The following is a 25500-nucleotide window of genomic DNA, read 5'->3' as shown; positions in this document are numbered from 1 at the left end:
TGGCGTTTTTTCTTGCAGGTTTCCAGAGGGTTCCTATATCATAAAGGCCAGATGGATTTGAGGTGGAATAGCGATATGCCCGCTCAAAGTAAGAAAGTTAAAAAGAAGTTCTCCTCCCGCGACATGATCGTTAACGGGGGGGTTCCCGCTTTGGGCGCGTGTGCGGCAGTTTTGGCTGTTTCCGGCCCGATGGCGCTGGCGGTTTTACTGGGTGCGGCTGCCGGTGTGTCAGGTGTTGTCCTGACAAATGAAATTCCTCAAAAGTAAGACAAAATGCCAAAATCCCTGACGATTTCCCTGGCGGCCGCCTTGATAGGAGTGGCCGTCTACTACTTTTGGACATTCGGGAACGGCGTCACGGAAACCCAAAATGACTTCATTGCCGTCGCGGTGAATTTCTTCAATATATCGGCGATCATTTGTCTGTTTTTCATTTTGGCAACCTGCGAAAAATCTTCAGCCGAAGAATTTGGCGGGGTCATGCGGGACAATATTTCCACAATCGTTGTGGCATTGTTCATAAATGTGATCATGACCGGCTATGATCTGCTGTTGAAATTCAACTTACTTACACCCTGAAGGTCATCATGACCACTGATACCAAGCTCCGGATCGACAAATGGTTGTGGCAGGCGCGGTTCTTCAAGACCCGCAGCCTGGCCGCCAAACAGGTCAGCGGCGGTCACGTGCGTTTGAACGGAAACCGGGTGCTGAAACCGGCGCAAGCGGTGGCGCCCGGTGATGTTCTGACCTTCCCGCAGGGGCGTATCGTCCGGGTTGTACGCGTCGAAAAGCTGGGCGAACGCCGCGGTCCGGCCCCCGAGGCGCAGACGCTTTACTTCGATATGACGGAAAAACGGGAAAGCCCTCCTGAAAATCCGGGATATGAGGGAAAAGGTCGTCCAACCAAGAAAGAACGCCGCGCGCTTGATCTTTCTCGCACCCACAAAGGGTGATCCTCTCTTGAAGAGGCGCGCAGACTGAATTAGCTAGACGCCCAAACCGCTAATGGGAATCCCACCATGACCTATGTCGTCACCGAAAACTGCATCGCCTGCAAATACACCGACTGTGTCGAAGTATGCCCGGTGGACTGTTTCTACGAGGGTGAGAATACGCTGGTCATCCACCCCGATGAATGTATCGATTGCGGCGTGTGCGAACCCGAATGCCCCGCCGATGCCATCCGGCCCGATACCGAGCCGGGCATGGAGCAGTGGGTCGAGTTCAACCGCAAGTTCTCGGAACAATGGCCGGTGATCGTCACCAAAAAAGACCCTCTGCCCGGCGCGGAAGAACGGGATGGCGAAGAAGGCAAGATGGAGAAGTATTTCTCCGAAGCTCCTGGCGAGGGCGGCTAAGCGATTCGCCTGAACCGCGTTGGTGTGATTTCAGCGCCAACGCGGGTTAGCCTGTTGAAAACAGGTCGAATAATGAAATTTTACCTTAGGTAAACTTTCGGGTGTCGCATTTTTGTGATATACTCCGATCCTACATGATGACTGAGATTGGGATGTACTCCGTAAGTATGCTCGCTTTGGAGTTCTGATTTTGTGACGAATATGCCGCCAGACGGGGCTGAACCAGACCCCGCTTGTGGCGTTTTGTCGTCTGCGTCCCGGTCCGTAACCAAGGAATAAACTGAATGACAAAGTCGAAAAAGCTTGAGTTCCGCCCCAACGACTATGTTGTCTACCCCGCCCATGGCGTGGGCCAGATCATCTCGATCGAGGAGCAGGACGTCGCGGGTTTCTCGCTCGAGCTGTTTGTCATCTCATTTGAGAAAGACAAGATGACCCTGCGGGTTCCGACCAACAAGGTCACCGAATCCGGTCTGCGGTCGCTCAGCTCGCCTGACGTGATCAGCCAGGCGATGAAGACGCTGAAGGGCAAGGCCAAGGTGAAACGCGCCATGTGGTCGCGCCGGGCGCAGGAATATGAACAAAAGATCAACTCGGGCGATCTGATCTCGATTGCAGAGGTGGTCCGCGACCTGCACCGCACCGACGATCAGCGCGAGCAGAGCTATTCCGAGCGTCAGCTGTACGAAGCCGCGCTTGAGCGTCTGACCCGCGAAGTCGCCGCCGTTTCCGGTGCCGGAGAGATTTCGGCTGCCAAGCAGGTGGATGACGTTTTGACCTCGCGCGCTGCCGCTGCTTAAGTTTGCGACGTTTGAATTGGAAAGGCCGCCCTGGCACCGGGGCGGCCTTTTTCGTTGCTTGGTGGATTTCTGAATACCGGCTAGTTTTGCTGTAGATGCAAGCAGATACAGGGTCGGGATGAAGCAGACGGTCAAGTTTCTTTACATTGGCAAAGACCCGGTTTCGGTCTGGTTCCGATATGGGCTGATCCTGTTCGACGTGGCGACAATCGTATTTTTTGTCGCCACGGCCCATTTCCCGCATGGGCCATGGGTGACGGCGATCAGCATCATACTTGGCTTGCTGATCATGCTGGATTTTTCGGCCCGGATGTGGATATCAAAGGACCGGTGGAAGCTGCTGCGCCAGATTTACACCCTGGCCGATATTGTTGTGATCGTATCGCTGGTGCTTGACCCGTTTCTGACAGGCAATCTGGCATTCCTTCGCATCCTCAGGGCTCTGCGTCTGATCCATTCCTATCATCTGCTGCGGGATCTGCGGCGCGACAGCAACTTTTTCCGCACGCATGAAGACGCTGTTATCGCAGCTATCAACCTGCTGGTTTTCGTCTTTGCAACCTCGACCGCTGTTCTGGTGTTCTTCATCCCCGAGAACACGCCCAACCCCTATATCGACGCGCTGTATTTCACGATGGCGACCCTGACCACGACAGGGTTTGGCGACATCACGCTGTCCACGCCGTGGGGCAAGCTGTTTTCGGTTTTTATCATGGTGGTTGGTGTGGCCTTGTTTGTGCGGCTGGCGCAGGCGATCTTCATGCCGCAGAAAGTGCGCCACAAATGCCCCAGCTGTGGCCTGTACCGGCACGACCCGGACGCGGTGCATTGTAAACATTGCGGTTGCACCCTGCACATCAAGACGGGCGGCGTTTCCTAGATCAAAGCGGTCAGGGCGATCAGGAACGTGATCTCGGCCAGTTGCTGGGACGCGCCCAGAATATCCCCGGTCTGCCCGCCGATCTTTACCTTGGCGACAAGTGCCAGCCCCACCACGATCAACGCCGCGCACAGGGCAGGCAGTAGGAATTGCGCACCGATCAGCAGCAGACCGATAGCAAGAGCCAAACCCAAGGAAATTACAACGGCCATAAAGGTCGGCGCGCCAACAGAATGGCTTAGCCCCGATTGCCGTGCGTTCGGCAGCCCGGCCATCAGAACGGGCATGACAGCGCGCGAAAACACGCAGGCCGCCAAAATACCCCAGACCGCGCCGGCAGCCAGAAGGCTTGCGATTGCCGAAATGCGGATCAGTTGCGAACCAATCAGGGACAGCACGCCATAGGTGCCGATTTGACTGTCCTTCATGATCTCCAGCCGTCGTTCGCGCGTGAACCCGCCCCAAAGCCCGTCGAACGTGTCGGCCAACCCGTCCTCGTGCATCGCTCCGGTCGTCATGATCAGGGTTGCCACCAGCAACGCGGCGCAAATGAATGGCGGCACCGAAAGCGTCAGCGCGATCCAGCCGACAAAGCAGGCCAATGCGCCGATCACCAGCCCGACGATGGGAAAGGCCCAAACCGCCTGTGCCTGACGGGCAAAGACATGCTTGGGCAAACGGGGAACGGGCAGGCGGGTCAGCAGGACCAGCGCCAGCGGTATATCCTGCGCGGAAACCGGATTGGTGTCGTTTTTATGCACCCTCGCGCCTTTCGGGGTCTTGTTGGTATCTCAGCTTCGGTTAAACACACAGGACCACTCTGATGCAATGAGGCTTTGATGCTGCCCGAACTGAATGATTTGAACACGTTCCGCGAAGCGTTGACCATCGCGCCGGGACCGGACACCGCCGCGGCGACCGGTGCAGCCGAGCGCAATGGTCAGTTGACCAAACCCCCCGGCGCGCTGGGGCGGCTTGAGGATTTGGCGATCTGGTACGCGTCCTGGCGCGGGGATGCACGGCCACAAATTGAAGCCCCTCAGGTCATCGTATTTGCGGGCAACCACGGGGTGACGGCGCAGGGCGTTTCGGCCTTTCCGCCCGAGGTCACCGTTCAGATGGTGATGAATTTCGAACATGGCGGCGCGGCGATCAATCAGTTGGCCAAGGCAGCGGGGGCCAAGATGGACGTCCACGCGCTGGAACTGGATCGCCCCACGGCGGATTTCACGCAAGAGCCTGCCATGACCGAGGCCGAACTGCTCAGCGCTCTGCAAACCGGTTGGAATGCCGTGGACCCGCAATCCGATCTGCTGGTGGTCGGCGAGATGGGGATCGGCAACACCACCCCCGCAGCGGCCATTGCCTGTGCGCTATTCGGCGGGGATGCCTCGGACTGGACCGGGCGCGGGACCGGCGTCGACGATGCGGGCCTTGCCAACAAAACCCGCGTTGTGGCCGAAGGCGTGGCGCGCCATGCCAGCGAGGACGGGCTGGATATTCTGCGCTGCCTCGGCGGGCGCGAGATAGCGGCAATGGCAGGCGCTATCGCCGCTGCGCGCGTCCTGCGTATTCCGGTCATCCTGGACGGATTTATCTGCACCTCAGCCGCCGCATGTCTGGCGCGCGTGTCCGCCTCGGCGCTGGATCACGCGGTTGCCGGTCACCAAAGCGCAGAGGGCGCACATGGGGCCATGCTGTCGAAGCTGGGCAAGGATCCCCTGCTGAGCCTTGGTCTGCGGTTGGGCGAAGGCTCGGGCGGAGCCCTGGCGATCAACATCCTCAAAAGCGCGGTTGCCTGCCATTCGGGCATGGCAACCTTTGCCGAGGCAGGCGTTTCAGACGGATAAACAAAGCGCCTGACCCGGGCTGCGGCCCCGGTCAGGCGGATTTCTTGGCATGTTCTTCGGCCAGTTCCAGAAGCGCCGTTTCCAGATCCTTTTCCAGTTTCTGCGCACGCTCGATGTACTTTTTGTTCTCGGCCGTCGGCATGCCCGGGATCCACAGCTCGGCCAGTTCGCGCACTGACGTCCGGTCGTGGTGATAAAAGGTCTGTTCGGCCTGCGCGGCCTCGTATTCGCTGAGGCCGATATTCTCCAGAACATAGCGCCCGGCGCGCAAGGAACTGTCGAACATCTCACGCACGATGTCGTTGGCTCCGGCCTGATACAGCTCGTACACATGGGTTCTGTCATGGGCGCGCGCGATGATGTGCAGGTCCGGGCGCTGTCGTCGGGCAAAGCCGACCAGCCGCGTCACCGTTTTCCGATCATCCATCGCGGCGACAAGAACCGAGGCTTTCTCGAGCCCCGCAGCGCGCAAAAGTTCGGGCCGTGTCGGATCCCCCAGAAAACCTTTGACGCCGAAACGCCGCATCAACTGGATGGTTTCGATATCGTGGTCCAGAACGATGGTCTTGAAGCCGCTGGCCACCACAAGTCGGTTGACGATCTGACCGAACCGCCCGATGCCGGCGATGATCACCGGGCCTCTCTCGTCAATCTCATCGGGTTCCATCGTGGTGGTGGGTTCGCCGATTTTGCGCGACAGCACGTCATAGATGATGAACAGCAGGGGCGTGATCAGCATCGTCAGAGCAATGATCATCAGCAGTTTCTGGGCCAGATCCTGCGGGATGACGTTCTGCTGCCGCGAAAAGGCCAGAAGCACAAAGCCAAATTCGCCTGCCTGCGCCAGACCCAGGGTGAACAGCCAATGATCCCGGCCCTTCAGTTTGAACGCCTTGCCGACGATATACAGGATGATCCCCTTGGCAAGGATCACCAGCAGGGCCAAGCCAATCAGGTCCAGCGGGTCGTTGAAGAAATAGGCAACGTCAATCCCGGCCCCTACGGTGATGAAGAACAGCCCCAGAAACAGCCCTTTGAAGGGTTCAAGGTCGCTTTCCATCTCGTGCCGGAATTCCGAGCTGGCCAGCACAACGCCCGCCAGAAAGGCACCCAGAGCGGGCGACAGGCCGACAAGGGTCATCAGGAAGGAAATGCCCACCACGATCATCAGCGCCAGCGCCGTATACATCTCGCGCAGGCGGGTGGCGTGGATGAAACGGAACAGCGGGCGGGTCAGGTAGACGCCTGCCAGAATGACAAAAGCGATAGCGCCTAACGTCACCAGCGTAACCGCCCAGCCCGGCAACCCTTCGACCAGAGACAGGCTGTGATGTCCGGCGTCATGCAGATGCTCAGCGCCGCGATCGATCGAGCCGTCAGCCTCGATATGAGGGATGGCGGGCAGGGCAAGCAGGGGCAGCATGGCCAGAATCGGGATGACCGCAATGTCCTGCGTCAGCAGTACCGAGAAGGTGGCCCGCCCGCCATTTGTCTGCATCAGGCCCTTTTCCGAAAGGGTTTGCAGCACAATCGCCGTCGAGGACAGGCATAAGGTTAACCCCACGGCCAAGGCGACGGACCAAGGGTGATTTGCATAAAAGGCAACGCCCGCGATGACGGCAGTTGACAACAAGACTTGCAGCCCGCCCAGCCCCAGCAGCCTGTCCCGCATGTCCCACAAGGCCCGTGGCTCCAGCTCAAGACCGATCAGGAACAGCATCATGACGACGCCGAACTCGGCCACGTGCTGCAAATCTTCGGTCTCCGCGCCGACCAGGCCAAGAATGGGGCCGATGATGATGCCGGCGGCCAGGTATCCAAGCACTGACCCCAGCCCCAGACGTGCCGACAGGGGCACGGCAATCACGGCGGCAGCCAGATAAATTGAAGCCTGGTAAAGGAAATCGTCCATATGTGTCCTCGTTGCCCGCTCAGGTCGGCAGGGGGGCGTCGCGTTTCAGTTGGTCCATCACGATCTGGCTTTGAACCCGTGCTACAGCAGGATGCGGCAGGATCACCTGATGAAGCAAGCTGTTGAGCGCGGAAAGATCGTCGCAATAGACATGCAGCAGGTAATCTGCCTCACCCGTCATCGTCCAGGCGCTGGTGATCTCGGGGCGGGCGTCGACCATTCGGGCAAAGCTGGCGGATTGTTCGGGGCCATGGGTGCCCAGATGAACCTGGATGAACCCCTGAACATGTAGCCCAAGCTTCAGCGGGTCCAGCCGGGCGGCGTACCCTGTGATATAACCCTCGGCCTCAAGCCGCTGACGGCGGCGACCCGCCTGACTGGCCGACAGGTTCAGCACCTCGCCCAACTGTTGCGCCGTCAGATGCGCGTCCCGCTGCAATGCTGCAAGCAATCCGATATCGATATGATCAAGCATGTGCGGCGTTTTCTCAGTTTTCTTTTACTGGATGCGAGTTTTGCGCGTCTTTCTTTATTTTACATGAAAACAATGCGCAGAAACAGCGTTGGTTAAGGCGTATTTTAGAATCAGCAAAGAATTACCGGCTTCCCAAGGAGACGCGCCATGGGTCCTTTCCCGCACAACGCCCCGAAATCCGTTATCAGTTCAGAAAACCCCGCAGGCACCGACGGGTTTGAATTTGTCGAATTCGCCCATCCGAACCCGCAAGAGCTGCGCGACCTGTTCGCCAAGATGGGCTTTGATCTGGTCGCCCGCCACAAGGCCAAACCCCTGGTCGAGCTGTGGCAGCAGGGCGATGTCACCTATATTCTGAACGCCGACCCGGACAGCTTTGCCGACAAGTTCGTGGCCGAGCACGGGCCCTGCGCGCCCGCGATGGGCTGGCGCGTGGTGGATGCGCAAAAGGCGTATGAGCACGCGGTGTCCAAAGGGGCCGAACCCTATGACGGGGCGGACAAAACCATGGACGTGCCTGCCATCAAGGGCATTGGTGGATCGTTGCTGTATTTCATCGATCAGTATTACGACACATCGCCCTACAATCAGGAATTCGAGTGGATCAAGGAATCCAAGCCGCGCGGTGAGGGGTTCTATTACCTCGATCACCTGACCCACAATGTCTACAAGGGCAACATGGACAAGTGGTTCAGGTTTTACGGCGATCTGTTCAACTTCCGCGAAATCCGGTTCTTCGACATTCAGGGCAAGTTCACCGGTCTTTACAGCCGCGCCTTGACCTCACCCTGTGGCCGCATTCGTATCCCGATCAACGAGGATCGCGGCGAGACCGGGCAGATCGTGTCTTACCTTAAGAAATACAAGGGCGAAGGCATCCAGCATATCGCAGTGGGCAGCGAGGATATCTATGCCTCGACCGATGCCATCGCCGAGAACGGTCTGAAATTCATGCCCGGCCCGAACCGCGCCTATTACGACATGTCGAAAGAGCGTGTGACGGATCATGACGAGCCGTTGGACCGGATGATGAAACACGGCATCCTGATCGATGGCGAAGGCGTTGTGGACGGGGGTGAGACCCGGATTTTGCTGCAAATCTTCTCAAAAACCGTGATCGGCCCGATCTTCTTCGAATTCATCCAGCGCAAGGGCGATGACGGATTTGGCGAGGGTAATTTTCAGGCCCTGTTCGAATCCATCGAGCGTGAGCAGATCGAAAGCGGCGAGATTTCGGCGGCTTGACGCGCGCCTGATAGGCGAAGCGATCATCCACGCGGCATCGACAGGGTCACGTTGCGGCCCTTTTTCTGATACCGCAACTCACTGTCGCTGATGGCGATGACCTTGCCGCCGTCAACCCGGTCACCGACCTTCAGCTTTTTGTACCGACCGCTGGGCAAGCGGACCAAAGCGCGCCGGTTGGCGGGCGTACCATAGACCCCGATCAGGTTCAGCCTGCGCAGGTTGATGGCGTTGTCGATGGTCGCCTGCCGCGCAACAGACGCGGTGGACGGGATTTTGGGGGCGACGGCCTTGGGCTGGAACGATCCGGCCTCGTCACTGTTTTGGTCAACAGCAGCGGTTGAGCCCAGATTGGATGCGGCCGGGGCTGCTGCGGCGACGCGCACAAGACCTGCGGGCCGGGTTTTGGGGCGTGGCACGCGCACAACGGCCAGGGCGGTGGGCGTGTCATCCACCTCGGGCGCGGCTTGCAGGGATTCGGGTCGGAGTTTTGGCCGCATTACTGCCAGTTCTTCCAGGGACCGACCGCCCAACTGCTGACGCTCGAACCGTTCGTCCAGATTGTCCGGGCGGGGTTTCGGGCGGAACCTGGCAAGGCGTGTGTCGGTTTCCTCGACCACGGGTTCCTCTTCGAAACGCGTGGGAACATCCGGCGGAACCGAGGCGGGGCGACCGAGATAGACCATAATGCCGTCAGGGTTCAGGGTGCCGTCCGGGGAAGGTGTCACAAGCCCACGCTCATCCAGATCGAAACCCGCCACGGCTGCGCGCGTCAGGGCAGGGGCGTCAAACGGCAGATCCGTTTCGAAGCTTTCGGCAGGTGCCAGCGCCACTGCGTCGTTCGAGAAATCGGACTTGTCGATTGAGGCAAGATACAGATCGTCCGGCTCGATCAGAGATGGTTCGCTGGGGCGGTCGGGTGCAAGATCAACAACCACGACGCCCGGTTCAACGTCTTGCGCGGTGTCGGAGTCCCGTTCGATCTCTTCCACCGGGGTTGGCTGCACCTTCAACGCCTCCAGAATCGCCGCGTCTGTTGGCGATAAGGCGGGCTGGTCGTCGGGCGCCTGCGGTTGTGTCGCAGAAGGTTCGACCGAGGCCAAGGTATCCTCATCCGGCACAAGGTCGGTTGTTGGCGCACCCGCCACCTCGGTTTCAATCGGCGGTGTTTCGGCGAGGTCTTGAGCGACCTCTTCATCCGGTGTCGCGGTCAGAAAGTCGGGCTCGCCTTCGGCCAGAACATCCTCATCTTGCGCGCCTATCAGGGACCATGCGCCGATTGCCACCGCCAACACAGCAGCCGCTGCGATGGCTGGAACGGTCAGACGTTTGGGATCAAAACCGTTGCCACCCGAAGGCACATCAGCATCCGGCGGAGCAGGCGAGCGGAAAGCATCGGGTGCTGCCGTTTCGGCAATGGCGTGGACCGTTGGTTCGGGTTCTTCGTCGACCTCGGGCTCTACCTGTGCGGCAGGATGTTCGATTTCGAGCACAGCAACGGGCGCAACCGGCGCAGGGTCCAGATCAAACACCGGCTTGCCGGGAAATGTGTCTTCGTCGGGGTCTGCCGTGTAGGCGACCGGGACAAACCCGTGCTCGGCAGTAAAGCTCTGCGCTTCGTTCAGCGTTTGCAGCGACACCGCAGCGCCAAATGTCGTTCCGTCCTGACAGACAGTGGCGAAACTCAGTTCCGAATGCTCATAAGGCGTTGCTGCAACCAGCTCATCGCGAACCTTCTGTGCGCTGTCTTCAGGCGACAGATCACCCGTTTCAACCGAGAGGTAGCGAATCTGGTCCGCCGGAATCACCACATTGCAGCTTAGGTCATTTTCCAGCGCAAAGGCCTGATCCCGCAACGCATGGATCTGCGCGTTCAGATCATCCGCATCCAGAGAAACGGTTCCAATACTGTACCACTCGCCCTCGGACAGGTGGTGCAGCGAAATTCCGGTTGTAGAAAATGACAGCGCAAAGGCGGGTTTCATAATCCCGTGGAACCATAACTCATATCATCAGCGCAAACGATAACACGCCTGCAGACCGACCCTAAAGCAGGAAGCCGCCGAGGGAAAGAAAAAGCCAAGCACCCCCCTTGTATGGCAAAGCCCTGCCAACCCATGTTGAAGGCAATTAGTTTGGAGGGATGACCTTGAAGACATTCGCTTTTCTGGCCGCCATGATGGCCGCAACAACCGCCGGGCTGGCACATGCGGAAGAACGTCGCATCAATGTGGACGCCACGGGAACCGTGCAGGTCGCGCCCGATATGGCGACGATCACGCTGGGCGTGACAAACGAAAACGCCGAAGCCTCTGTGGCGATGCAGGCGACATCGGACGCTGTGGCGCAGGTTCTGGCCCGTCTGACCGACATGGGGATCGAGGATCGGGATGTGCAAACGCGCGACCTGTCCCTGTCGCCGGTCTGGTCGAATCGAAATCAGCGGGACGGCAGCGCGCCCGAGATCACAGGCTTTGTTGCGTCGAACCGGGTATTTGTGCGGGTGCGAGATCTGAGCCAGTTGGGACAGATCATGGATGCCGTCATTCAGGACGGGGCCAATGATTTCGGCGGCCTCAGCTTTGGTTTGCAGGACCCCAAACCGATTGAGGTGCAGGCCCGCGCCAAGGCGGTGGGCGAAGCTACAGCCAAGGCCGAGCAACTGGCGCAAGCGGCAAATGTCACTTTGGGTCCGGTCCAGACAATCTCGGAACGCGGTGGCGGTGTGCACCCTATGGCCGAGATGCGCGCTTTCAGCGCGGCGGATGCCGGTAGTGTACCCGTGGCCAGCGGAGAGATTTCGGTTTCGGTCAGCGTCTCGATGGAATTCGAGATTTCCGAGTAAGACTACGCCTCGGCGCGGGTCATCAGCGGTTTTCGTTGCTGGCCCGCCGCGTCGAAATTGTCGGGCGACAGCCATTCTTCGAACGCGGCCTTGATACGGGGCCAGTCACTGTCGATGATCGCGTACCACGCCGTATCCCGATTGCGGCCCTTGTAATGGGTCGCCTGCCGGAAGATGCCCTCGAACGTGAAACCCAATCGCTGCGCCGCCCGGCACGAGGCGGCATTGAGCGCGTCGCATTTCCATTCATACCGGCGATAGCCCAACTCGTCGAAGACACGTTTCATCATCAGGTACATAACTTCGGTCGATTGCGGCTTGCGCTGCAACAGGGGGGAGAAGTGGATGTGCCCCACCTCAATTGCCCCGGCCGCAGGCGCAATCCGCAGGTACGAGGCCGTGCCCACCGGCACCTCATCCGCATCCAAGACTGTGTGAAACATCGGATCCGCATCCATACAGTTGGCGCGGGCCCAGGTTTCAAAATCCGGCTCGGACTCAAACGGGCCGTAGGGCAGGTAGGTCCAGTTCCGATGATCGGCGTCATTGGCAAACGCCCGGAACAATCCGGGCGCATGTCTGTTCACGTCCAGCGGCACGACCGAGCAATACTGGCCCATCATCGGCGTATAAGGCGGTGTCGGGCGCGGGAAATCGCCTGTGACCGGCAGACCGATGGGTTGACCCAGCGCGTTGGTGTCGTGCCCGCTCATGGCTTAGTTACTGGCTTTGGCCAGGGCCTGATCCAGATCGGCGATCAGGTCATTGGCATCCTCGATCCCGATGGATACACGCACCACGTTGGGGCTTGCGCCCGCAGCCTCTTGCTGTTCCGGTGTCAACTGACGGTGCGTGGTCGAGGCCGAGTGGATGATCAGCGACCGGGCATCACCCAGATTGGCGACATGGCTGAAAATCTCCAGCGCGTTGACCAGCTTGATACAGGCGTCATAGCCACCTTTGACGGCAAAGGTGAACAGCGCACCCGCGCCGCGAGGGTACTGCGCCTTGACCCGGTCGTGATAGGGCGACGAGGGCAGGCCCGCATAGGTCACGTAGTCCACGCGATCATCGGCTTCGAGCCATGCTGCGATCTTTTGCGCGTTCTCGACATGACGCTCCATCCGCAGCGACAGGGTCTCGATCCCCATCAGCGTGTAATGCGCGGCTTGCGGGTTCATGGTCATGCCCAGATCGCGCAACCCGATGGCGATGCCATGGAAGGTGAAGGCCAGCGGGCCGAAGGTTTCGTGGAATTTCAGCCCGTGATACGCCTGTTCCGGTTCGCTGAGTGAGGGGAACTTGTCATTCGCCGACCAGTCGAACTTGCCCGAATCCACAATGCAACCGCCGGTGACAGTGCCATTGCCGGTCAAATACTTGGTGGTCGAATGCACCACCAGCGTCGCCCCGTGTTCGATCGGGCGGCACAGGTAGGGCGTGGCCGAGGTGTTGTCGACGATCAGCGGAATGCCTGCCTCGTCAGCCACATCCGCCAGCGCGCGGATGTCGGTGACATAGCCGCCCGGGTTGGCGATGGATTCGCAGAACACCGCGCGGGTGTTTTCGTCGATGGCGGCCTTCACGGCGTCAAGATCGTCGGTGTCCACAAACGTGGCCGACCAGCCAAAGCGTTTGATCGTTTGGCTGAACTGGGTGACGGTGCCGCCATACAAACGGGTCGAGGCCACCACATTACAGCCCGGTCCCATCAGCGGGAACAGCGCCATGATCTGCGCCGCATGTCCCGAGGAACAGCAAACCGCACCGACGCCACCTTCCAAAGTCGCCACACGCTCTTGCAGCACGGCCACCGTTGGGTTGGTCAGGCGCGAGTAGATGAACCCAACCTCTTGCAGGTTGAACAGGGCTGCAGCGTGGTCGGCATCGCGGAACACATAGGCCGTGGATTGGTAGATCGGTGTCTGCCGCGCGCCGGTTGCCGGGTCCGGGCGTGCGCCCGCGTGAATTTGCAGCGTGTCGAAACCGTAGGTGGGGCCGTCAGACATCAAAAATCTCCTGTTGGAATGTGTGTTGCCGAATCTGTAGGACATTGCCCGCCGTCACACAACGCTGCTGTCAGCGCATCCAAAGCCCTTGCGCTTTGATCCGGTTGCGAATGGCCTGTTCGCGGCTGGGCAGCGCGTTGCGGTCGAACAGGTCCCGGATTTTCTGACCCTTGCCCTGAACCACCAGCTTTTTGATCGGGTCATACTGTTTCAGGACCTTCTTGATCTTGTTCGGGGCCGTAACGGTTTCCAGAACATCGATCACATGGTCGCTTTCGCGGGCATAAAGCATCGGAAACAGGCGGTAGTGACAACTGACCGAGCCGTCCAGAAGCCCCTCGGGCAGGGCATCGCGTCCGCCGCCGAAGGAATGGATCACAAGGGGCAGGGCGGCCTGATCCAGCCAGGGATCGAGGTTCTGTCCGACCAGTTCCGGAAAATGCTCATCCCGGATGGTGCGCGCGTAGTCCAGGAACCGCTCACCGAACTGGCGCGGACATTTGTAGAAGAAATAGCCCGCGTTGAAATACAGATACCGCCGCCAGTGTTCGTGCGGTTGGCTTGTGTCAATCGAGCTGTCGAAGTCCAGACCAAATCGCTGATACAGCGCCGACCAGATGCCGTCAAAACCTGGCCCGTACAGCGTGGGCTTGGGCCAGGTGCCTTCGACCTTCAAGGATGCGCTTGGCCGGTCGAAATCAAACGGAACGCTGCCCAGATCGCCCGTGATCAGCGTGTCTGTGTCAAAGAAAACAAAGGGTTCGCCCTCGGGCAGGGCCAGAAGCGCCTCGATCTTGTTGCCATAGGAATAGCTTTCACCAAAGACATGGCTGTCGAAGGGCAGGATCTCGGCACCCAGATGTTTCAGCGCATTCAGAACGTCTTCGTCCTGAATGGCGGGGTTCTGAGGCCAACGCGGGCCGGGATTGGGCGTGGCGACAAACAGACGACCTTTAAAATCGGGCGAGGAATGGCGCAGCGAGGCTGCGAACAGCACGGCCTCGTATTGCAGGCGGTTGTTCTGACCGATGATGACGATGTTGAAATCTTGCGAAGCTGCCCGCATCTGTGCCCGTCCCAAACATGCGCGTTGTCTCACGCACCTGCCTTCGGGCTTACAGCAAGCCGGATAGGGCGTCAAAAGACAGTTGAGGTCCGGCGACCCGACTTGAACGGGTTATCCCGACACGCCGCCCTGCAAAATGCTTAGAAAGTGAGCAAAACGGGGCCAAATCCGGTCTGCATCGGCTGCCGGATTCAAATTTTTGACCATTTGGCAAATTTTACCAATTGATAAAAAATCAAAATGTGGCAAGCTGAGGTTACAACAAACATATCTACAGGGAGTAGAGCGATGGCACAGGGCCAGATGGCACCCGGTATCGTATCCGGGCGGCTTTCCAGCGATGAGCTGACCTCGAATTTCACCGATCTGCATCCGCCGCTGGCCCCGCACGAGGCTGCCGTGGCCGCGGATCGCTGCTATTTCTGCTATGACGCGCCATGTGTTACGGCCTGTCCGACGGATATCGATATTCCGTTGTTCATTCGCCAGATTCAGGCCGGACAACCGCAATCGGCGGGGCGGACCATTCTGGAGCAGAACATTCTGGGCGGCATGTGCGCCCGTGTCTGTCCGACCGAAACTCTGTGCGAAGAGGCCTGTGTGCGCGAAACAGCCGAGGGCAAACCGGTTGAGATCGGACGTCTGCAACGCTTTGCGACCGATGATGTGATGGCTTCGGGTGAGCACCCGTTCGAGCGTGCTGCTGCGACCGGTAAAACCATCGCTGTGATCGGGGCAGGGCCTGCCGGCCTGGCCTGCGCGCATCGGCTGGCAATGCTGGGCCATGATGTGGTGATCCATGAAGGCAAACCCAAGCCGGGCGGTCTGAACGAATACGGGATTGCCGCCTACAAATCGACCAATGACTTCGCGCAGGCCGAGGTGGATTGGCTGTTGAAGATCGGCGGTATTTCCATCGAAACGGGGTCGCTGTTGGGCGAGGGCCTCTCGCTTGAAGGACTGATCGAGAACTACGACGCCGTGTTCCTGTCCATCGGTCTGGCGGGTGTGAACGCGCTGCGGGCGCAAGGGGTGGACAAGGACGGCGTGCGCGCTGCGGTCGATTTCATCTCGGACGTGCGGCAGGCGTCGGATCTGGCCGATTTGCCAGTGGGGCGCAATGTCGTTGTGATCGGGGGCGGCATGACTGCTGTTGACGCGGCGGTGAAGTCGAAACTGCTGGGGGCCGAGCATGTCACGATTGCCTACCGCCGTGGGCGGGACGCAATGGGCGCCAGCCGGTATGAGCAGGACTTGGCCGCCTCGCACGGTGTTCGGATCATGACCAATGTTCAGCCTGTTGCGGTGCATGGCAACGGCGCAGCGGTCGAGATCGAGCTCGAATACACCTCAAGCCAGAATGGTCAGCTGACCGGAACCGGCGAGACCATACGTCTGCCTGCCGATCAGGTGCTGAAAGCGATTGGTCAAACGCTGGACGGCGCGCCAGAAGGTCTGGAACTGGACGGCAACAAGATCGCCGTCAGCGGGGCCGGACGCACCTCGATGGCCGGTGTTTGGGCGGGCGGCGACTGCGCTGCGGGTGGGGAAGACCTGACCGTGACCGCTGTGGCTGAAGGCCGGGATGCGGCGATGGACATCCACGCGAGCCTTGTTTCGTGATAGGGTGAGGCATTCAACTCATCCCATTCGCTGAGGTACCGTTATGTCCCAGATCGAAAACGCAGTTGCCCAACACTATACCACCGGTGCCCTGACCGATCGCGTGCGCGATGCGCTGAAAGCCAGTGGCGTGGACCCGGACGCGGCCACGGTCGCGGACCTGAAAGCCGGTGACGAGTTTCACACGGGCGGGGTTCTCGCCACGGATCACCTGTTTGCCCAGCTGTCGCCCACCCATGCGACGCGGGTGCTGGATGTGGGCTGCGGGATCGGCGGGACATCGCGTTATGTCGTGGACCGGTATGACTCGAGGGTGACAGGGGTCGACCTGACACCCGAATTCGTCGAAACGGCAACGGCGCTTAGCGAGATCGTGGGGCATTCCGACAAGGTCGAGTTCCATGTCGGGAGTGCTTTGGACATGCCGGTGCCGGATGCCGGGTTCGATCTGGCGGTGATGCTGCATGTGGGCATGAACATCGAAGACAAGGCCGGGCTGTTTGCCGAGGTGTCGCGCGCACTTGCCACGGGTGGCAGCTTTGCCCTGTTCGACGTGATGGCTGGTGCAACAGACGAACCGTTGGCTTTCCCCTTGCCTTGGTCGACTGTGGCCGAGACTTCGTTTGTGCACGCGCCAGAGGTCTATAAGGACGCAGCCGCATCGGCGGGGCTTGAATTGGTGACCGAGACGGATCGTACCGAATTCGCCATCAAGTTCTTCGAGGAAGTCTTTGCAAAGATTGCCGAAACCGGCCCCGCGCCGTTGGGCATCCACCTGATGATGGGTGATACGGCACCAGAGAAGTTTCAAAACTACGTCGCAAACCTGCATGCCGGGCGGATTCGCCCGACCGAGATGATTTTCAAGAAAACCGGCTGAGGAGCCGGAAAGGAGTACCCATGGCTGACCTGACGACAGACTTTCTGGGCATTTCCAGCCCCAACCCCTACTGGCTGGCCTCGGCCCCGCCGACCGACAAGGAATACAACGTCCGCCGCGCCTTCGAGGCCGGATGGGGTGGTGTGGTCTGGAAGACACTGGGGGCCGAGGGCCCTCCGGTCGTGAACGTCAACGGCCCGCGTTACGGGGCCATATATGGCGCGGATCGGCGGTTGCTGGGGCTCAACAATATCGAACTGATCACTGACCGGCCCTTGGAAGTGAACCTTGAAGAAATGGCGCGGGTCAAGGCGGATTACCCGGACCGCGCGCTGATCGCTTCGATCATGGTGCCGTGCGAGGAAGAAGCGTGGAAAGCCATCCTTCCGCGTGTTGCCGAAACCGGCGCGGACGGCATCGAACTGAACTTCGGCTGCCCGCACGGGATGAGCGAGCGGGGAATGGGGTCTGCCGTAGGGCAGGTGCCGGAATACATCGAAATGGTCACCCGTTGGTGCAAGATGTACTATGACCGCCCGGTCATCGTGAAGCTGACGCCGAACATCACCGACATCCGCAAACCTGCAGCTGCGGCGCGGAATGGTGGGGCAGACGCGGTATCGCTGATCAACACGATCAACTCGATCACCAGCGTCAACCTGGACACGTTCAGTCCCGAGCCTTCGATTGATGGCAAAGGCAGCCATGGCGGCTATTGCGGCCCTGCAGTCAAGCCGATTGCGTTGTCGATGGTCTCGGAAATCGCACGGGCCGAGGCGACGCATGGCATGCCGATTTCCGGCATTGGCGGCGTCACCACGTGGCGCGACGCGGCAGAATTCATCTCGCTGGGTTGTGGCAATGTGCAGGTCTGCACGGCGGCCATGACCTATGGGTTCAAGATCATCGATGAACTGACGGCGGGCTTGTCCGAATGGATGGATGAGAAAGGCTATACCAGTATTTCCGAAGTTGTTGGGCGGGCGGTGCCCAATGTGACCGACTGGCAGTATCTGAACCTGAATTACATCGCCAAGGCCAAGATTGATCAGGACCAGTGCATCAAATGCGGCCGCTGCTATGCCGCCTGTGAAGACACCAGCCACCAGGCGATTTCGATGTCGCCGGATCGCGTGTTCGAGGTGATCGATGAGGAATGCGTCGCCTGCAATCTCTGCGTGGATGTCTGCCCGGTCGAAGGCTGCATCTCGATGGAGCCGATGGCCGCGGGCGCGGTGGATCCGCGCACCGGCAAGGTTGTTCAGGAGGAATATGCCAACTGGACGTCCCACCCGAACAACCCGATGGCGAAAGCCGCCGAGTAAGAGATACCGGTATCCCGCAAAAACCGGTTCGGTGATACAGTGACGCTGACGGACAGGATCAAAGGAGAATGTCATGCCAGCGGCACCACCGGGCCGGAACAAGGGTGGCAACCGGGTCACAAAGCTTGACCGGGACACATCCAAAAAGAATGTCGCCCTGTCCAAAGCCAAACAGCGTGATGCGCTGGCGGCAAAGAATTTCGTGCTGCACCAAAAGCAGGTCAAAAAGGACCTGGATCAGATGATCAAGCTGCGCCGCTCGATCGAAGAAATGCTGAAAAAGCTGAAAGAGGATCGTCAGCTGGATCAGCGTTTTCTGGGGCAGGTCAAGAAAAAGGTCAAAGCATTACAGGACTTTGACAAATTCATCAAAGCGTCCGAGCGTGAGCATTCCATCGGCGTCCAGCAGCCCAAGATGTATACCGCCATCGTACGGGATGCCGGGAAAGTGCCCAAGATCAACACGGTTAACACAATGGGCGATCTGACCATATTGCTGGCCATGGCCATCGTGATTTTGAAACGAATTCTGGCTCTGAAACCGGCGAAATAAACCTTAGGGTGTTAGCAGTTTGCGATAGAGCATCTCGACAAAGGGTTCGGCCCCTTCGAACGGGTCTTCCTCGCCCAGAATGGCGCGGACCTGCACGTCAAAGTCGGCGTAGTGCTGGGTCAGGGCCCAGATCGAAAAGAACAGATGATAGGGGTGCACGTGGGCAATTTTACCGTCATCCATCCATCTGGTCAGGATCTCGGATTTCGAGTCGACCAAGGCCTTGAGGTCGGTGGACAGGGCATCATGTATGCGCGGCGCGCCTTGTACGAGTTCATTGGCAAACAGGCGGCTTTCGCGCGGCAACTCTCGGCTCATCTGCAGTTTGCGCTGGATATAGGACAGGATTTCCTGCATCGGATCGCCGTTTTCATCCAGATCGTGCAAAGGTGCCAGCCAAACGTCCAGCAAACCGGACAAAAGCGCGGTGTGGATCGCCTCCTTCGAGGGGAAATAATACAGCAGGTTGGGCTTGCTCAGGCCGGCCTCGGCCGCGATCTGATCGACGGTCGCCCCGCGAAACCCATGCGCCGAGAACACGTTCAAAGCGGCTTCGAGAATCGCGGCGCGGTTCTTTTTCTGAATTCGGGTTGGTGCGCGGTCTTTGGGCATGGTTCCTGCGTGTCTCTTTTTACGCCAAGTGAGTGTGAATTATGCGGAAAAATTCCGCTGTGTTTCGCAATTTCTTGACTGATGTTGAACCCGTGATAGCGTGAGTTTGACCAGATGGTCAAATCAAGACACCAAAAGCGAGCCAAATCGCAAGCGACAGGGAAAAAGACAATGGCAGCTCCGGCGCAGAATCTCAGGATCAATGGCGACAGGTTGTGGGACAGCCTGATGGAAATGGCCAAGATTGGGCCCGGCGTCGCGGGCGGTAACAACCGCCAGACATTGACCGATGAAGACGCCGAAGGCCGCGCCCTGTTCCAGACATGGTGCGAGGATGCAGGCTGTTCCATGGGGCTGGACCAGATGGGTAACATGTTTGCCCGGCGCGAAGGCACGGACCCGGATGCGCTGCCGGTCTATGTGGGCTCTCATCTTGATACGCAGCCGACGGGTGGCAAATATGACGGCGTTCTGGGCGTGCTTGGGGGATTGGAGATCATTCGGACCCTGAATGATCTGGGGATCAAGACCAAACATCCCATCGTGGCGACGAACTGGACCAATGAAGAAGGCACGCGATACGCGCCTGCCATGCTGTCCTCGGGCGTGTTTGCCGGGATGCACACGCAGGATTGGGCCTACGGTCGCGAAGATGCGGAAGGCAAGAAATTCGGTGATGAATTACAACGGATCGGCTGGCGCGGCGATGAAGAGGTCGGCGCGCGCAAGATGCATGCGTTCTTTGAGTTGCACATTGAACAGGGGCCGATTTTAGAGGCCGAAGGCAAGGATATCGGGGTCGTCACCCATGGTCAGGGGCTGAGTTGGACTCAGATAACCGTGACCGGCAAGGATGCGCATACCGGATCGACGCCGATGCCGATGCGCAAGAATGCAGGTCTGGCGATGGCGCGGATACTGGAGAAGGTGGATGAGATCGCCTGGTCTCATGCGCCCCACGCCGTGGGGGCAGCGGGGCATATCGACGTTTACCCGAACTCGCGCAATGTGATCCCGGGAAAGGCGGTGTTCACGGTCGATTTCCGCTCGCCCGAGTTGGATGTGATCACCGATATGGAGAACCGTCTGCGCGTCGCGGCCGAGGACATTGTCAATGAGATGGGCCTTGAGATCGAGTTCGAGAAGGTCGGCGGTTTTGATCCGGTCAAATTCGATGATGGATGTGTTGCAGCCGTTCGCGATGCGGCGGAACGGTTGGGTTATTCGCACACGGACATCATCTCGGGCGCCGGGCATGATGCCTGCTGGATCAACCGGGTGGCACCGACTGCGATGGTGATGTGCCCGTGTGTGGATGGGCTGAGCCATAACGAGGCCGAAGAGATCAGCAAGGACTGGGCTGCCGCCGGGGCGGATGTTCTGTTTCATGCGGTCGTCGAGACGGCGGAAATCGTGAAATAGGGGGCGCTGCCCCCGTCGCCCTAGGGCGACTCCCCCGAGGTATTTTTGAACAGAAGAAGCAAGTGGCGCAGACCACATCAGGGAGTTTAACATGAGCACAGTCATCAAGAACGGAACCGTTGTTACGGCAGATTTGTCTTACAAGGCCGATGTGCTGGTCGAAGGGGGCGTGATCATTGAGATCGGGATGGGCCTGAAAGGCGACACCGAGTTGGACGCGACCGGATGTTACGTCATGCCGGGCGGCATCGATCCGCATACGCATCTGGAGATGCCGTTCATGGGGACTTATTCCAGCGACGATTTCGAAAGCGGCACGCGGGCGGCTTTGGCGGGTGGGACGACCATGGTGGTCGATTTTGCGCTGCCAAACCCGGGCGAGAGCCTGCTGGATGCGTTGAAGCGCTGGGACAACAAGTCGACGCGTGCGAATTGCGATTACTCGTTTCACATGGCGGTGACCTGGTGGGGCGAGCAGGTGTTCAATGACCTCAAGACGGTGATAGAGACGCGCGGGATCAACACGTTCAAGCATTTCATGGCCTACAAGGGCGCGTTGATGGTGAACGATGATGAGTTGTTCGCCTCGTTCAAGCGTCTGGCCGAGCTGGGCGGCACCGCCATGGTCCATGCCGAGAATGGCGATGTGGTGGCGGAGCTGAGCGCCAAACTGCTGGCCGAGGGCAATACCGGCCCCGAGGCGCATGCCTATTCCCGCCCGCCGCAGGTGGAAGGCGAGGCGACAAACCGGGCCATCATGATCGCGGATATGGCGGGCGTGCCGCTTTATGTCGTGCATACCTCGTGCGAAGAGGCGCATGAGGCCATTCGGCGGGCCAAGATGCAGGGTAAGCGGGTGTGGGGAGAGCCTTTGATCCAGCACCTGACCCTGGATGAAAGCGAATATTTCAATCAGGACTGGGATCACGCGGCGCGGCGGGTCATGAGCCCTCCGTTCCGGAACAAGCAGCATCAGGATAGCCTGTGGAACGGGTTGCAATCCGGCACGCTGAGCGTTGTGGCCACGGACCATTGTGCCTTTACCACGGAACAGAAACGTTATGGCGTGGGGGATTTCACCAAGATCCCGAACGGGACTGGTGGGCTTGAAGACCGGATGCCGATGCTGTGGACGCATGGGGTGAATACCGGGCGTCTGACCATGAACGAGTTCGTGGCGGTGACCTCAACAAACATCGCCAAGATATTGAATTGCTATCCGAAAAAGGGCGCCGTCCTGGTTGGCGCGGATGCCGATCTGGTGGTTTGGGATCCTGAGAAATCCAAAACCATCAGCGCGGGCACTCAGCAATCGGCCATCGACTACAACGTCTTCGAAGGCAAAGAGGTCAAGGGCCTGCCACGCTTTACCCTGACACGTGGTCAGGTCGCTGTGCATGATGGAGAGATCCGCACGCAGGAAGGCCATGGCGAGTTTGTAGCGCGTGAGGCGAATACGACCGTGAACAAGGCGTTGAGCACATGGAAAGAGCTGACCGCGCCGCGACCGGTTGAGCGGACGGGTATTCCGGCAACGGGCGTATGACGCAGATGAGCCGTCTTGCGGCGGCTCAAATCCACTCTTTTCAAGGCAATGGAATGAATACTGAAAGTAAGACCCCGTCCGTGATCGAAGCCAGGCAACTTGACCTGACGTTCCAAACCAATGACGGGCCGGTTCATGCCCTCAAGGATGTGAACCTGACAATCGACAAGGGCGATTTTGTCAGCTTCATCGGCCCCTCGGGCTGCGGTAAAACCACGTTCCTGCGCTGTGTTGCGGCGTTGGAGACCCCGACCGGGGGAACCTTGACCGTGAATGGCATGACCCCGGATGAGGCGCGGCGCAAGCGGGCTTATGGGTATGTGTTTCAAGCGGCAGGCCTGTATCCGTGGCGGACCATTGCCAAGAACATCAAACTGCCGCTTGAGATTATGGGTTATTCCTCGGCGGAACAGGATGAGCGTGTTAGGAACGTACTGGAACTTGTTGATCTTGAAGGGTTTGGTGGGAAATTTCCATGGCAGTTGTCCGGCGGCATGCAGCAACGGGCCAGCATCGCGCGAGCCTTGGCCTTTGATGCCGATATCCTGCTGATGGATGAACCGTTCGGGGCGTTGGACGAGATCGTGCGTGACCACCTGAACGAGCAGCTTTTGGCACTTTGGGCACGGACCGAGAAGACGATTGGCTTCGTGACCCACTCGATCCCCGAGGCGGTGTATCTGAGCACCAAGATCGTGGTCATGAGTCCCCGGCCCGGGCGGATCACAGATGTGATCGACAGCCCCTTACCGAAGGAGCGGCCCTTGGACATTCGTGACACTCCGGAGTTTATCGAAGTTGCGCATAGGGTGCGCGACGGGCTGCGGGCGGGGCATTCCTATGATGACTGACGCCGTCCAAATCAGACGCGCAAGGCCCGAGGATGTGGAGGCATGCGCGAGGGTGGTTCATGACTGGGCCAGCCAAACCAACTGGATGCCGGACGAACTGCCCGTAGGTCAAATCGCCGACATGATCCGCAAGGCGTTTGATGCGCGCGAAATCTGGGTGACCGGAGACCCGATTGATTGCTATATGTCGGTCGATCCAAAGGAAAACAAAATCGGTGGGCTCTATTGCAGCCGAACCGGACAGGGGATCGGCAAGAGATTTGTCGATCAGGCCAAAGAGGGGCGGGACTTTCTTTGGTTGACCACCCACACCCCCAACACGGCGGCGCAGCGATTTTACCGGCGCGAAGGGTTTGAGGTGACAGCCGAGGAACCGCCGGTGCCTCCGGACACCGTTCCTGTCCTCCGGATGGAGTGGCGGGCATGAAACAGTTCTTTGCAGTCATGACCGTTCTGCTGGCCATTGTTGTGCTGTGGTATCTGGCGGTTGCACCGATGAACATCCGTGTCTCGCTGGATCAGGCCGAACGTGCGGGCGAAACCGTCACGCCCGAGGCGTCACGGGACCGTCAGCAGGTCTCGGTCTGGGTTCTGATGACGCAGAATTCAGCGCATATCGTTCGCGGGTACGAACTCGACCGTCCGCGCCTGCCGACCCCGGTTCAGGTGGGGCAGGAGCTGTGGAAAACCACTGGTGAGATGGCGATGCGCGGGCGGGCCATGTCAAAGCGGTCGTTGATCTATCATGGGTGGATCACGTTACAATCCACCCTTTGGGGTTTCGTACTTGGCACTGCCGTGGGCATTCTGGGGGCCGTCGCCATTGTCTATTCCCGCGTTGTCGACATGAGCCTGATGCCATGGGCCATCATCAGCCAAACGGTGCCGATTGTGGCGCTGGCCCCGATGATCATTGTCCTGAGTTCGCAATTGGGGATCGAGGGGCGTGGGGTGCCCAAGGCCATTATCTCGGCCTACTTGTGTTACTTCCCGGTTCTGGTCGGGATGGTCAAAGGGCTGCGGTCGCCTGCCGTTTCGCAACTGGATTTGCTCAGAACCTACAATGCAAACGGACTGCAGGCGTTTCTGAAGCTGCGCCTGCCGTCCTCGGTGCCGTATCTGTTTACCTCGCTGAAGGTGGGGATCGCGGCGGCCTTGGTGGGGACGATTGTGGGCGAGTTGCCGACGGGTGCAATCTCGGGCCTGGGTGCGCGGATATTGATCGGGGATCAGTTCGGCACGCCGCTGGCCATCTGGGCAGCGCTGTTTGCGGCGGCCATTCTGGCGGGCATCCTGGTGACCTTGCTGGACGTGCTGCAACGGGTGACCCTGAACCGCATGGGGATGGGCGCATGAACTGGCTGATCTTTTCCCTGATCTTCTGGGCCGGTGCCTGGTGGCTGAATGCCTGGCTGGCGCGGTCGATCTATCGCGACTCGAAGGGTATTCGGGTCTTTGTGCCGGTGCTGTTTGGTGTCACGCTGCTGATCCTGTGGGAAGGGCTGGTGCGTGGCCTCAACGTCTCACCCGTGATCCTGCCGCCGCCGTCTATGGTGGCGCAGACCTTTGCGAATTCGACGGATATTCTGTGGCAGGATTTTACCCAGACCGTCTTTAAAGGGGCGTTCACCGGCTTTGCCATCGGCAGCAGCGCCGCTTTCGTAACTGCAATCCTGATCGACCGGTCCGTGTTCCTGACACGCGGGCTGCTGCCCATCGGGAACTTTGTCGCGGCCCTGCCCATCGTGGGGATTGCGCCCATTCTGGTCAGTTGGTTCGGGTTTGACTGGCAATCCAAGGCGGCTGTTGTCGTCGTGATGGTGTTTTTCCCGATCCTCGTGAACACGGTGCAGGGCCTGCGCGAAGCGGACGCCATGCAGCGCGATCTGATGCGCACCTATGCGGCCAGTTATATGCAAACGCTGATCAAGCTGCGCCTGCCTGCGGCGATGCCGTTTGTTTTCAACGGCCTCAAGATCGCCACGACGCTGGCGCTGATCGGGGCTATCGTGGCCGAATATTTCGGATCGCCCACGCGCGGCATGGGCTTTCGGATTTCGACCGGGGTGGGCAGCCTGTCCATCGATCTGGTCTGGGCCGAGATTGCTGTGGCGGCCATGGCGGGGACGGTGTTCTATACATTGGTGGCAGGGCTCGAAAAGGTGGTAACCTTCTGGCACCCCTCACAACGCGGATAACAAAAAGAAGACTTAACAGACCCCGAAAACGGGGCACAACACGCAAC

Annotated in this window: 27 protein-coding genes; 19 read left to right on the top strand and 8 right to left on the bottom strand. The window is 59.3% G+C overall.

The window, feature by feature from the left end:
• Nucleotides 1–75 precede the first annotated feature (75 nt).
• From ACR0AC_RS00735 to ACR0AC_RS00710, 6 genes are all read left to right on the top strand, one after another.
• Nucleotides 76–267 carry a hypothetical protein gene (locus ACR0AC_RS00735; protein ID WP_170451372.1) on the top strand — a complete coding sequence of 64 codons (192 nt, stop codon included), beginning with the start codon at nt 76–78 and terminating at the stop codon, nt 265–267.
• Between the two features lie 6 nt (nt 268–273).
• Nucleotides 274–579 carry a hypothetical protein gene (locus ACR0AC_RS00730; protein ID WP_170451370.1) on the top strand — a complete coding sequence of 102 codons (306 nt, stop codon included), beginning with the start codon at nt 274–276 and terminating at the stop codon, nt 577–579.
• A gap of 8 nt (nt 580–587) precedes the next feature.
• On the top strand, nt 588–956 hold the full coding sequence (locus ACR0AC_RS00725; RefSeq protein WP_170451368.1) for an RNA-binding S4 domain-containing protein: 369 nt from the start codon (nt 588–590) through the stop codon (nt 954–956).
• A 66-nt stretch (nt 957–1022) separates the two neighbouring features.
• Entirely contained in the window at nt 1023–1361 is a 339-nt protein-coding gene (fdxA, locus tag ACR0AC_RS00720) for a ferredoxin FdxA (RefSeq protein WP_170451366.1), read from the top strand.
• A gap of 284 nt (nt 1362–1645) precedes the next feature.
• The gene (locus tag ACR0AC_RS00715) at nt 1646–2161 is read left to right on the top strand and encodes a CarD family transcriptional regulator (RefSeq protein WP_170451364.1); all 516 of its coding nucleotides are present in this window, start codon (nt 1646–1648) and stop codon (nt 2159–2161) included.
• A 118-nt stretch (nt 2162–2279) separates the two neighbouring features.
• Nucleotides 2280–3041: a potassium channel family protein gene (locus tag ACR0AC_RS00710; RefSeq protein ID WP_170451362.1), complete on the top strand. Its 762-nt coding sequence runs from the start codon at nt 2280–2282 to the stop codon at nt 3039–3041.
• On the opposite strand, the gene cobS is transcribed toward ACR0AC_RS00710, so the two are convergent.
• On the bottom strand, nt 3038–3802 hold the full coding sequence (gene cobS / locus ACR0AC_RS00705) for an adenosylcobinamide-GDP ribazoletransferase (protein WP_480871645.1): 765 nt from the start codon (nt 3800–3802) through the stop codon (nt 3038–3040). The genes ACR0AC_RS00710 and cobS overlap by 4 nt on opposite strands.
• A gap of 78 nt (nt 3803–3880) precedes the next feature.
• On the opposite strand from cobS, the gene cobT reads away from it, so the two are divergent.
• Complete coding sequence (cobT, locus tag ACR0AC_RS00700) at nt 3881–4891, top strand: nicotinate-nucleotide--dimethylbenzimidazole phosphoribosyltransferase (protein WP_480871644.1); 1011 nt, start codon at nt 3881–3883, stop codon at nt 4889–4891.
• 31 nt (nt 4892–4922) lie between these two features.
• Here cobT and ACR0AC_RS00695 read toward each other — a convergent pair whose 3' ends face one another.
• On the bottom strand, nt 4923–6803 hold the full coding sequence (locus tag ACR0AC_RS00695; RefSeq protein ID WP_170451356.1) for a monovalent cation:proton antiporter-2 (CPA2) family protein: 1881 nt from the start codon (nt 6801–6803) through the stop codon (nt 4923–4925).
• 19 nt (nt 6804–6822) lie between these two features.
• Nucleotides 6823–7278 (bottom strand): Lrp/AsnC family transcriptional regulator, encoded by a 456-nt coding sequence (locus ACR0AC_RS00690; protein ID WP_170451354.1) that lies wholly within the window; start codon nt 7276–7278, stop codon nt 6823–6825.
• Between the two features lie 147 nt (nt 7279–7425).
• Between ACR0AC_RS00690 and hppD the strand changes: the two genes are divergently transcribed.
• The gene (gene hppD, locus ACR0AC_RS00685; protein WP_480625898.1) at nt 7426–8523 is read left to right on the top strand and encodes a 4-hydroxyphenylpyruvate dioxygenase; all 1098 of its coding nucleotides are present in this window, start codon (nt 7426–7428) and stop codon (nt 8521–8523) included.
• A 23-nt stretch (nt 8524–8546) separates the two neighbouring features.
• On the opposite strand, the gene ACR0AC_RS00680 is transcribed toward hppD, so the two are convergent.
• Nucleotides 8547–10508, bottom strand: a complete 1962-nt coding sequence (locus ACR0AC_RS00680; protein WP_480780474.1) for a hypothetical protein — start codon at nt 10506–10508, stop codon at nt 8547–8549.
• Between the two features lie 164 nt (nt 10509–10672).
• Between ACR0AC_RS00680 and ACR0AC_RS00675 the strand changes: the two genes are divergently transcribed.
• On the top strand, nt 10673–11368 hold the full coding sequence (locus ACR0AC_RS00675) for an SIMPL domain-containing protein (RefSeq protein WP_480871643.1): 696 nt from the start codon (nt 10673–10675) through the stop codon (nt 11366–11368).
• Between the two features lie 2 nt (nt 11369–11370).
• Here the strand turns inward: ACR0AC_RS00675 and ACR0AC_RS00670 are convergent, their stop codons facing one another.
• The 3 genes from ACR0AC_RS00670 to ACR0AC_RS00660 all read right to left on the bottom strand — a co-directional run bounded on the left by ACR0AC_RS00670 (nt 11371) and on the right by ACR0AC_RS00660 (nt 14443).
• A complete protein-coding gene (locus ACR0AC_RS00670; protein WP_480871642.1) occupies nt 11371–12081 on the bottom strand; it encodes a GNAT family N-acetyltransferase in 711 nt (236 codons plus the stop codon).
• 3 nt (nt 12082–12084) lie between these two features.
• Nucleotides 12085–13377 (bottom strand): O-acetylhomoserine aminocarboxypropyltransferase/cysteine synthase family protein, encoded by a 1293-nt coding sequence (locus tag ACR0AC_RS00665; RefSeq protein WP_170451344.1) that lies wholly within the window; start codon nt 13375–13377, stop codon nt 12085–12087.
• Nucleotides 13378–13447: 70 nt separating this feature from the next.
• Nucleotides 13448–14443, bottom strand: coding sequence for a hypothetical protein (locus ACR0AC_RS00660; RefSeq protein WP_480871641.1), 996 nt, complete (start codon nt 14441–14443; stop codon nt 13448–13450).
• Between the two features lie 288 nt (nt 14444–14731).
• On the opposite strand from ACR0AC_RS00660, the gene ACR0AC_RS00655 reads away from it, so the two are divergent.
• The 4 genes from ACR0AC_RS00655 to ACR0AC_RS00640 all read left to right on the top strand — a co-directional run bounded on the left by ACR0AC_RS00655 (nt 14732) and on the right by ACR0AC_RS00640 (nt 18824).
• Nucleotides 14732–16066, top strand: coding sequence for an NAD(P)-dependent oxidoreductase (locus ACR0AC_RS00655; RefSeq protein ID WP_480871640.1), 1335 nt, complete (start codon nt 14732–14734; stop codon nt 16064–16066).
• Between the two features lie 43 nt (nt 16067–16109).
• Complete coding sequence (locus tag ACR0AC_RS00650) at nt 16110–16946, top strand: methyltransferase domain-containing protein (RefSeq protein WP_170451338.1); 837 nt, start codon at nt 16110–16112, stop codon at nt 16944–16946.
• Between the two features lie 20 nt (nt 16947–16966).
• Nucleotides 16967–18271: an NAD-dependent dihydropyrimidine dehydrogenase subunit PreA gene (gene preA / locus ACR0AC_RS00645; RefSeq protein WP_480871639.1), complete on the top strand. Its 1305-nt coding sequence runs from the start codon at nt 16967–16969 to the stop codon at nt 18269–18271.
• A gap of 73 nt (nt 18272–18344) precedes the next feature.
• Complete coding sequence (locus ACR0AC_RS00640; protein ID WP_170451334.1) at nt 18345–18824, top strand: hypothetical protein; 480 nt, start codon at nt 18345–18347, stop codon at nt 18822–18824.
• Nucleotides 18825–18827: 3 nt separating this feature from the next.
• Here ACR0AC_RS00640 and ACR0AC_RS00635 read toward each other — a convergent pair whose 3' ends face one another.
• Entirely contained in the window at nt 18828–19436 is a 609-nt protein-coding gene (locus tag ACR0AC_RS00635) for a TetR family transcriptional regulator C-terminal domain-containing protein (RefSeq protein WP_480871638.1), read from the bottom strand.
• Between the two features lie 171 nt (nt 19437–19607).
• On the opposite strand from ACR0AC_RS00635, the gene ACR0AC_RS00630 reads away from it, so the two are divergent.
• The 6 genes from ACR0AC_RS00630 to ACR0AC_RS00605 all read left to right on the top strand — a co-directional run bounded on the left by ACR0AC_RS00630 (nt 19608) and on the right by ACR0AC_RS00605 (nt 25453).
• Nucleotides 19608–20858 carry a Zn-dependent hydrolase gene (locus ACR0AC_RS00630; RefSeq protein ID WP_480871637.1) on the top strand — a complete coding sequence of 417 codons (1251 nt, stop codon included), beginning with the start codon at nt 19608–19610 and terminating at the stop codon, nt 20856–20858.
• A 91-nt stretch (nt 20859–20949) separates the two neighbouring features.
• Complete coding sequence (gene hydA / locus ACR0AC_RS00625; RefSeq protein WP_480871636.1) at nt 20950–22404, top strand: dihydropyrimidinase; 1455 nt, start codon at nt 20950–20952, stop codon at nt 22402–22404.
• 53 nt (nt 22405–22457) lie between these two features.
• Nucleotides 22458–23255, top strand: coding sequence for an ABC transporter ATP-binding protein (locus ACR0AC_RS00620; RefSeq protein WP_170451327.1), 798 nt, complete (start codon nt 22458–22460; stop codon nt 23253–23255).
• On the top strand, nt 23245–23682 hold the full coding sequence (locus tag ACR0AC_RS00615; RefSeq protein WP_480871635.1) for a GNAT family N-acetyltransferase: 438 nt from the start codon (nt 23245–23247) through the stop codon (nt 23680–23682). The genes ACR0AC_RS00620 and ACR0AC_RS00615 overlap by 11 nt, the downstream gene beginning before the upstream one ends.
• Complete coding sequence (locus tag ACR0AC_RS00610; protein ID WP_480871634.1) at nt 23679–24611, top strand: ABC transporter permease; 933 nt, start codon at nt 23679–23681, stop codon at nt 24609–24611. Before ACR0AC_RS00615 ends, ACR0AC_RS00610 begins: the two co-directional genes overlap by 4 nt.
• Complete coding sequence (locus ACR0AC_RS00605; RefSeq protein ID WP_170518042.1) at nt 24608–25453, top strand: ABC transporter permease; 846 nt, start codon at nt 24608–24610, stop codon at nt 25451–25453. The genes ACR0AC_RS00610 and ACR0AC_RS00605 overlap by 4 nt, the downstream gene beginning before the upstream one ends.
• Nucleotides 25454–25500 lie beyond the last annotated feature (47 nt).

Source organism: Ruegeria sp. H7 (assembly GCF_056532945.1).
Note: the sequence above shows the minus strand (reverse complement) of the source record. Positions and strands in the feature narration are given on the sequence as shown.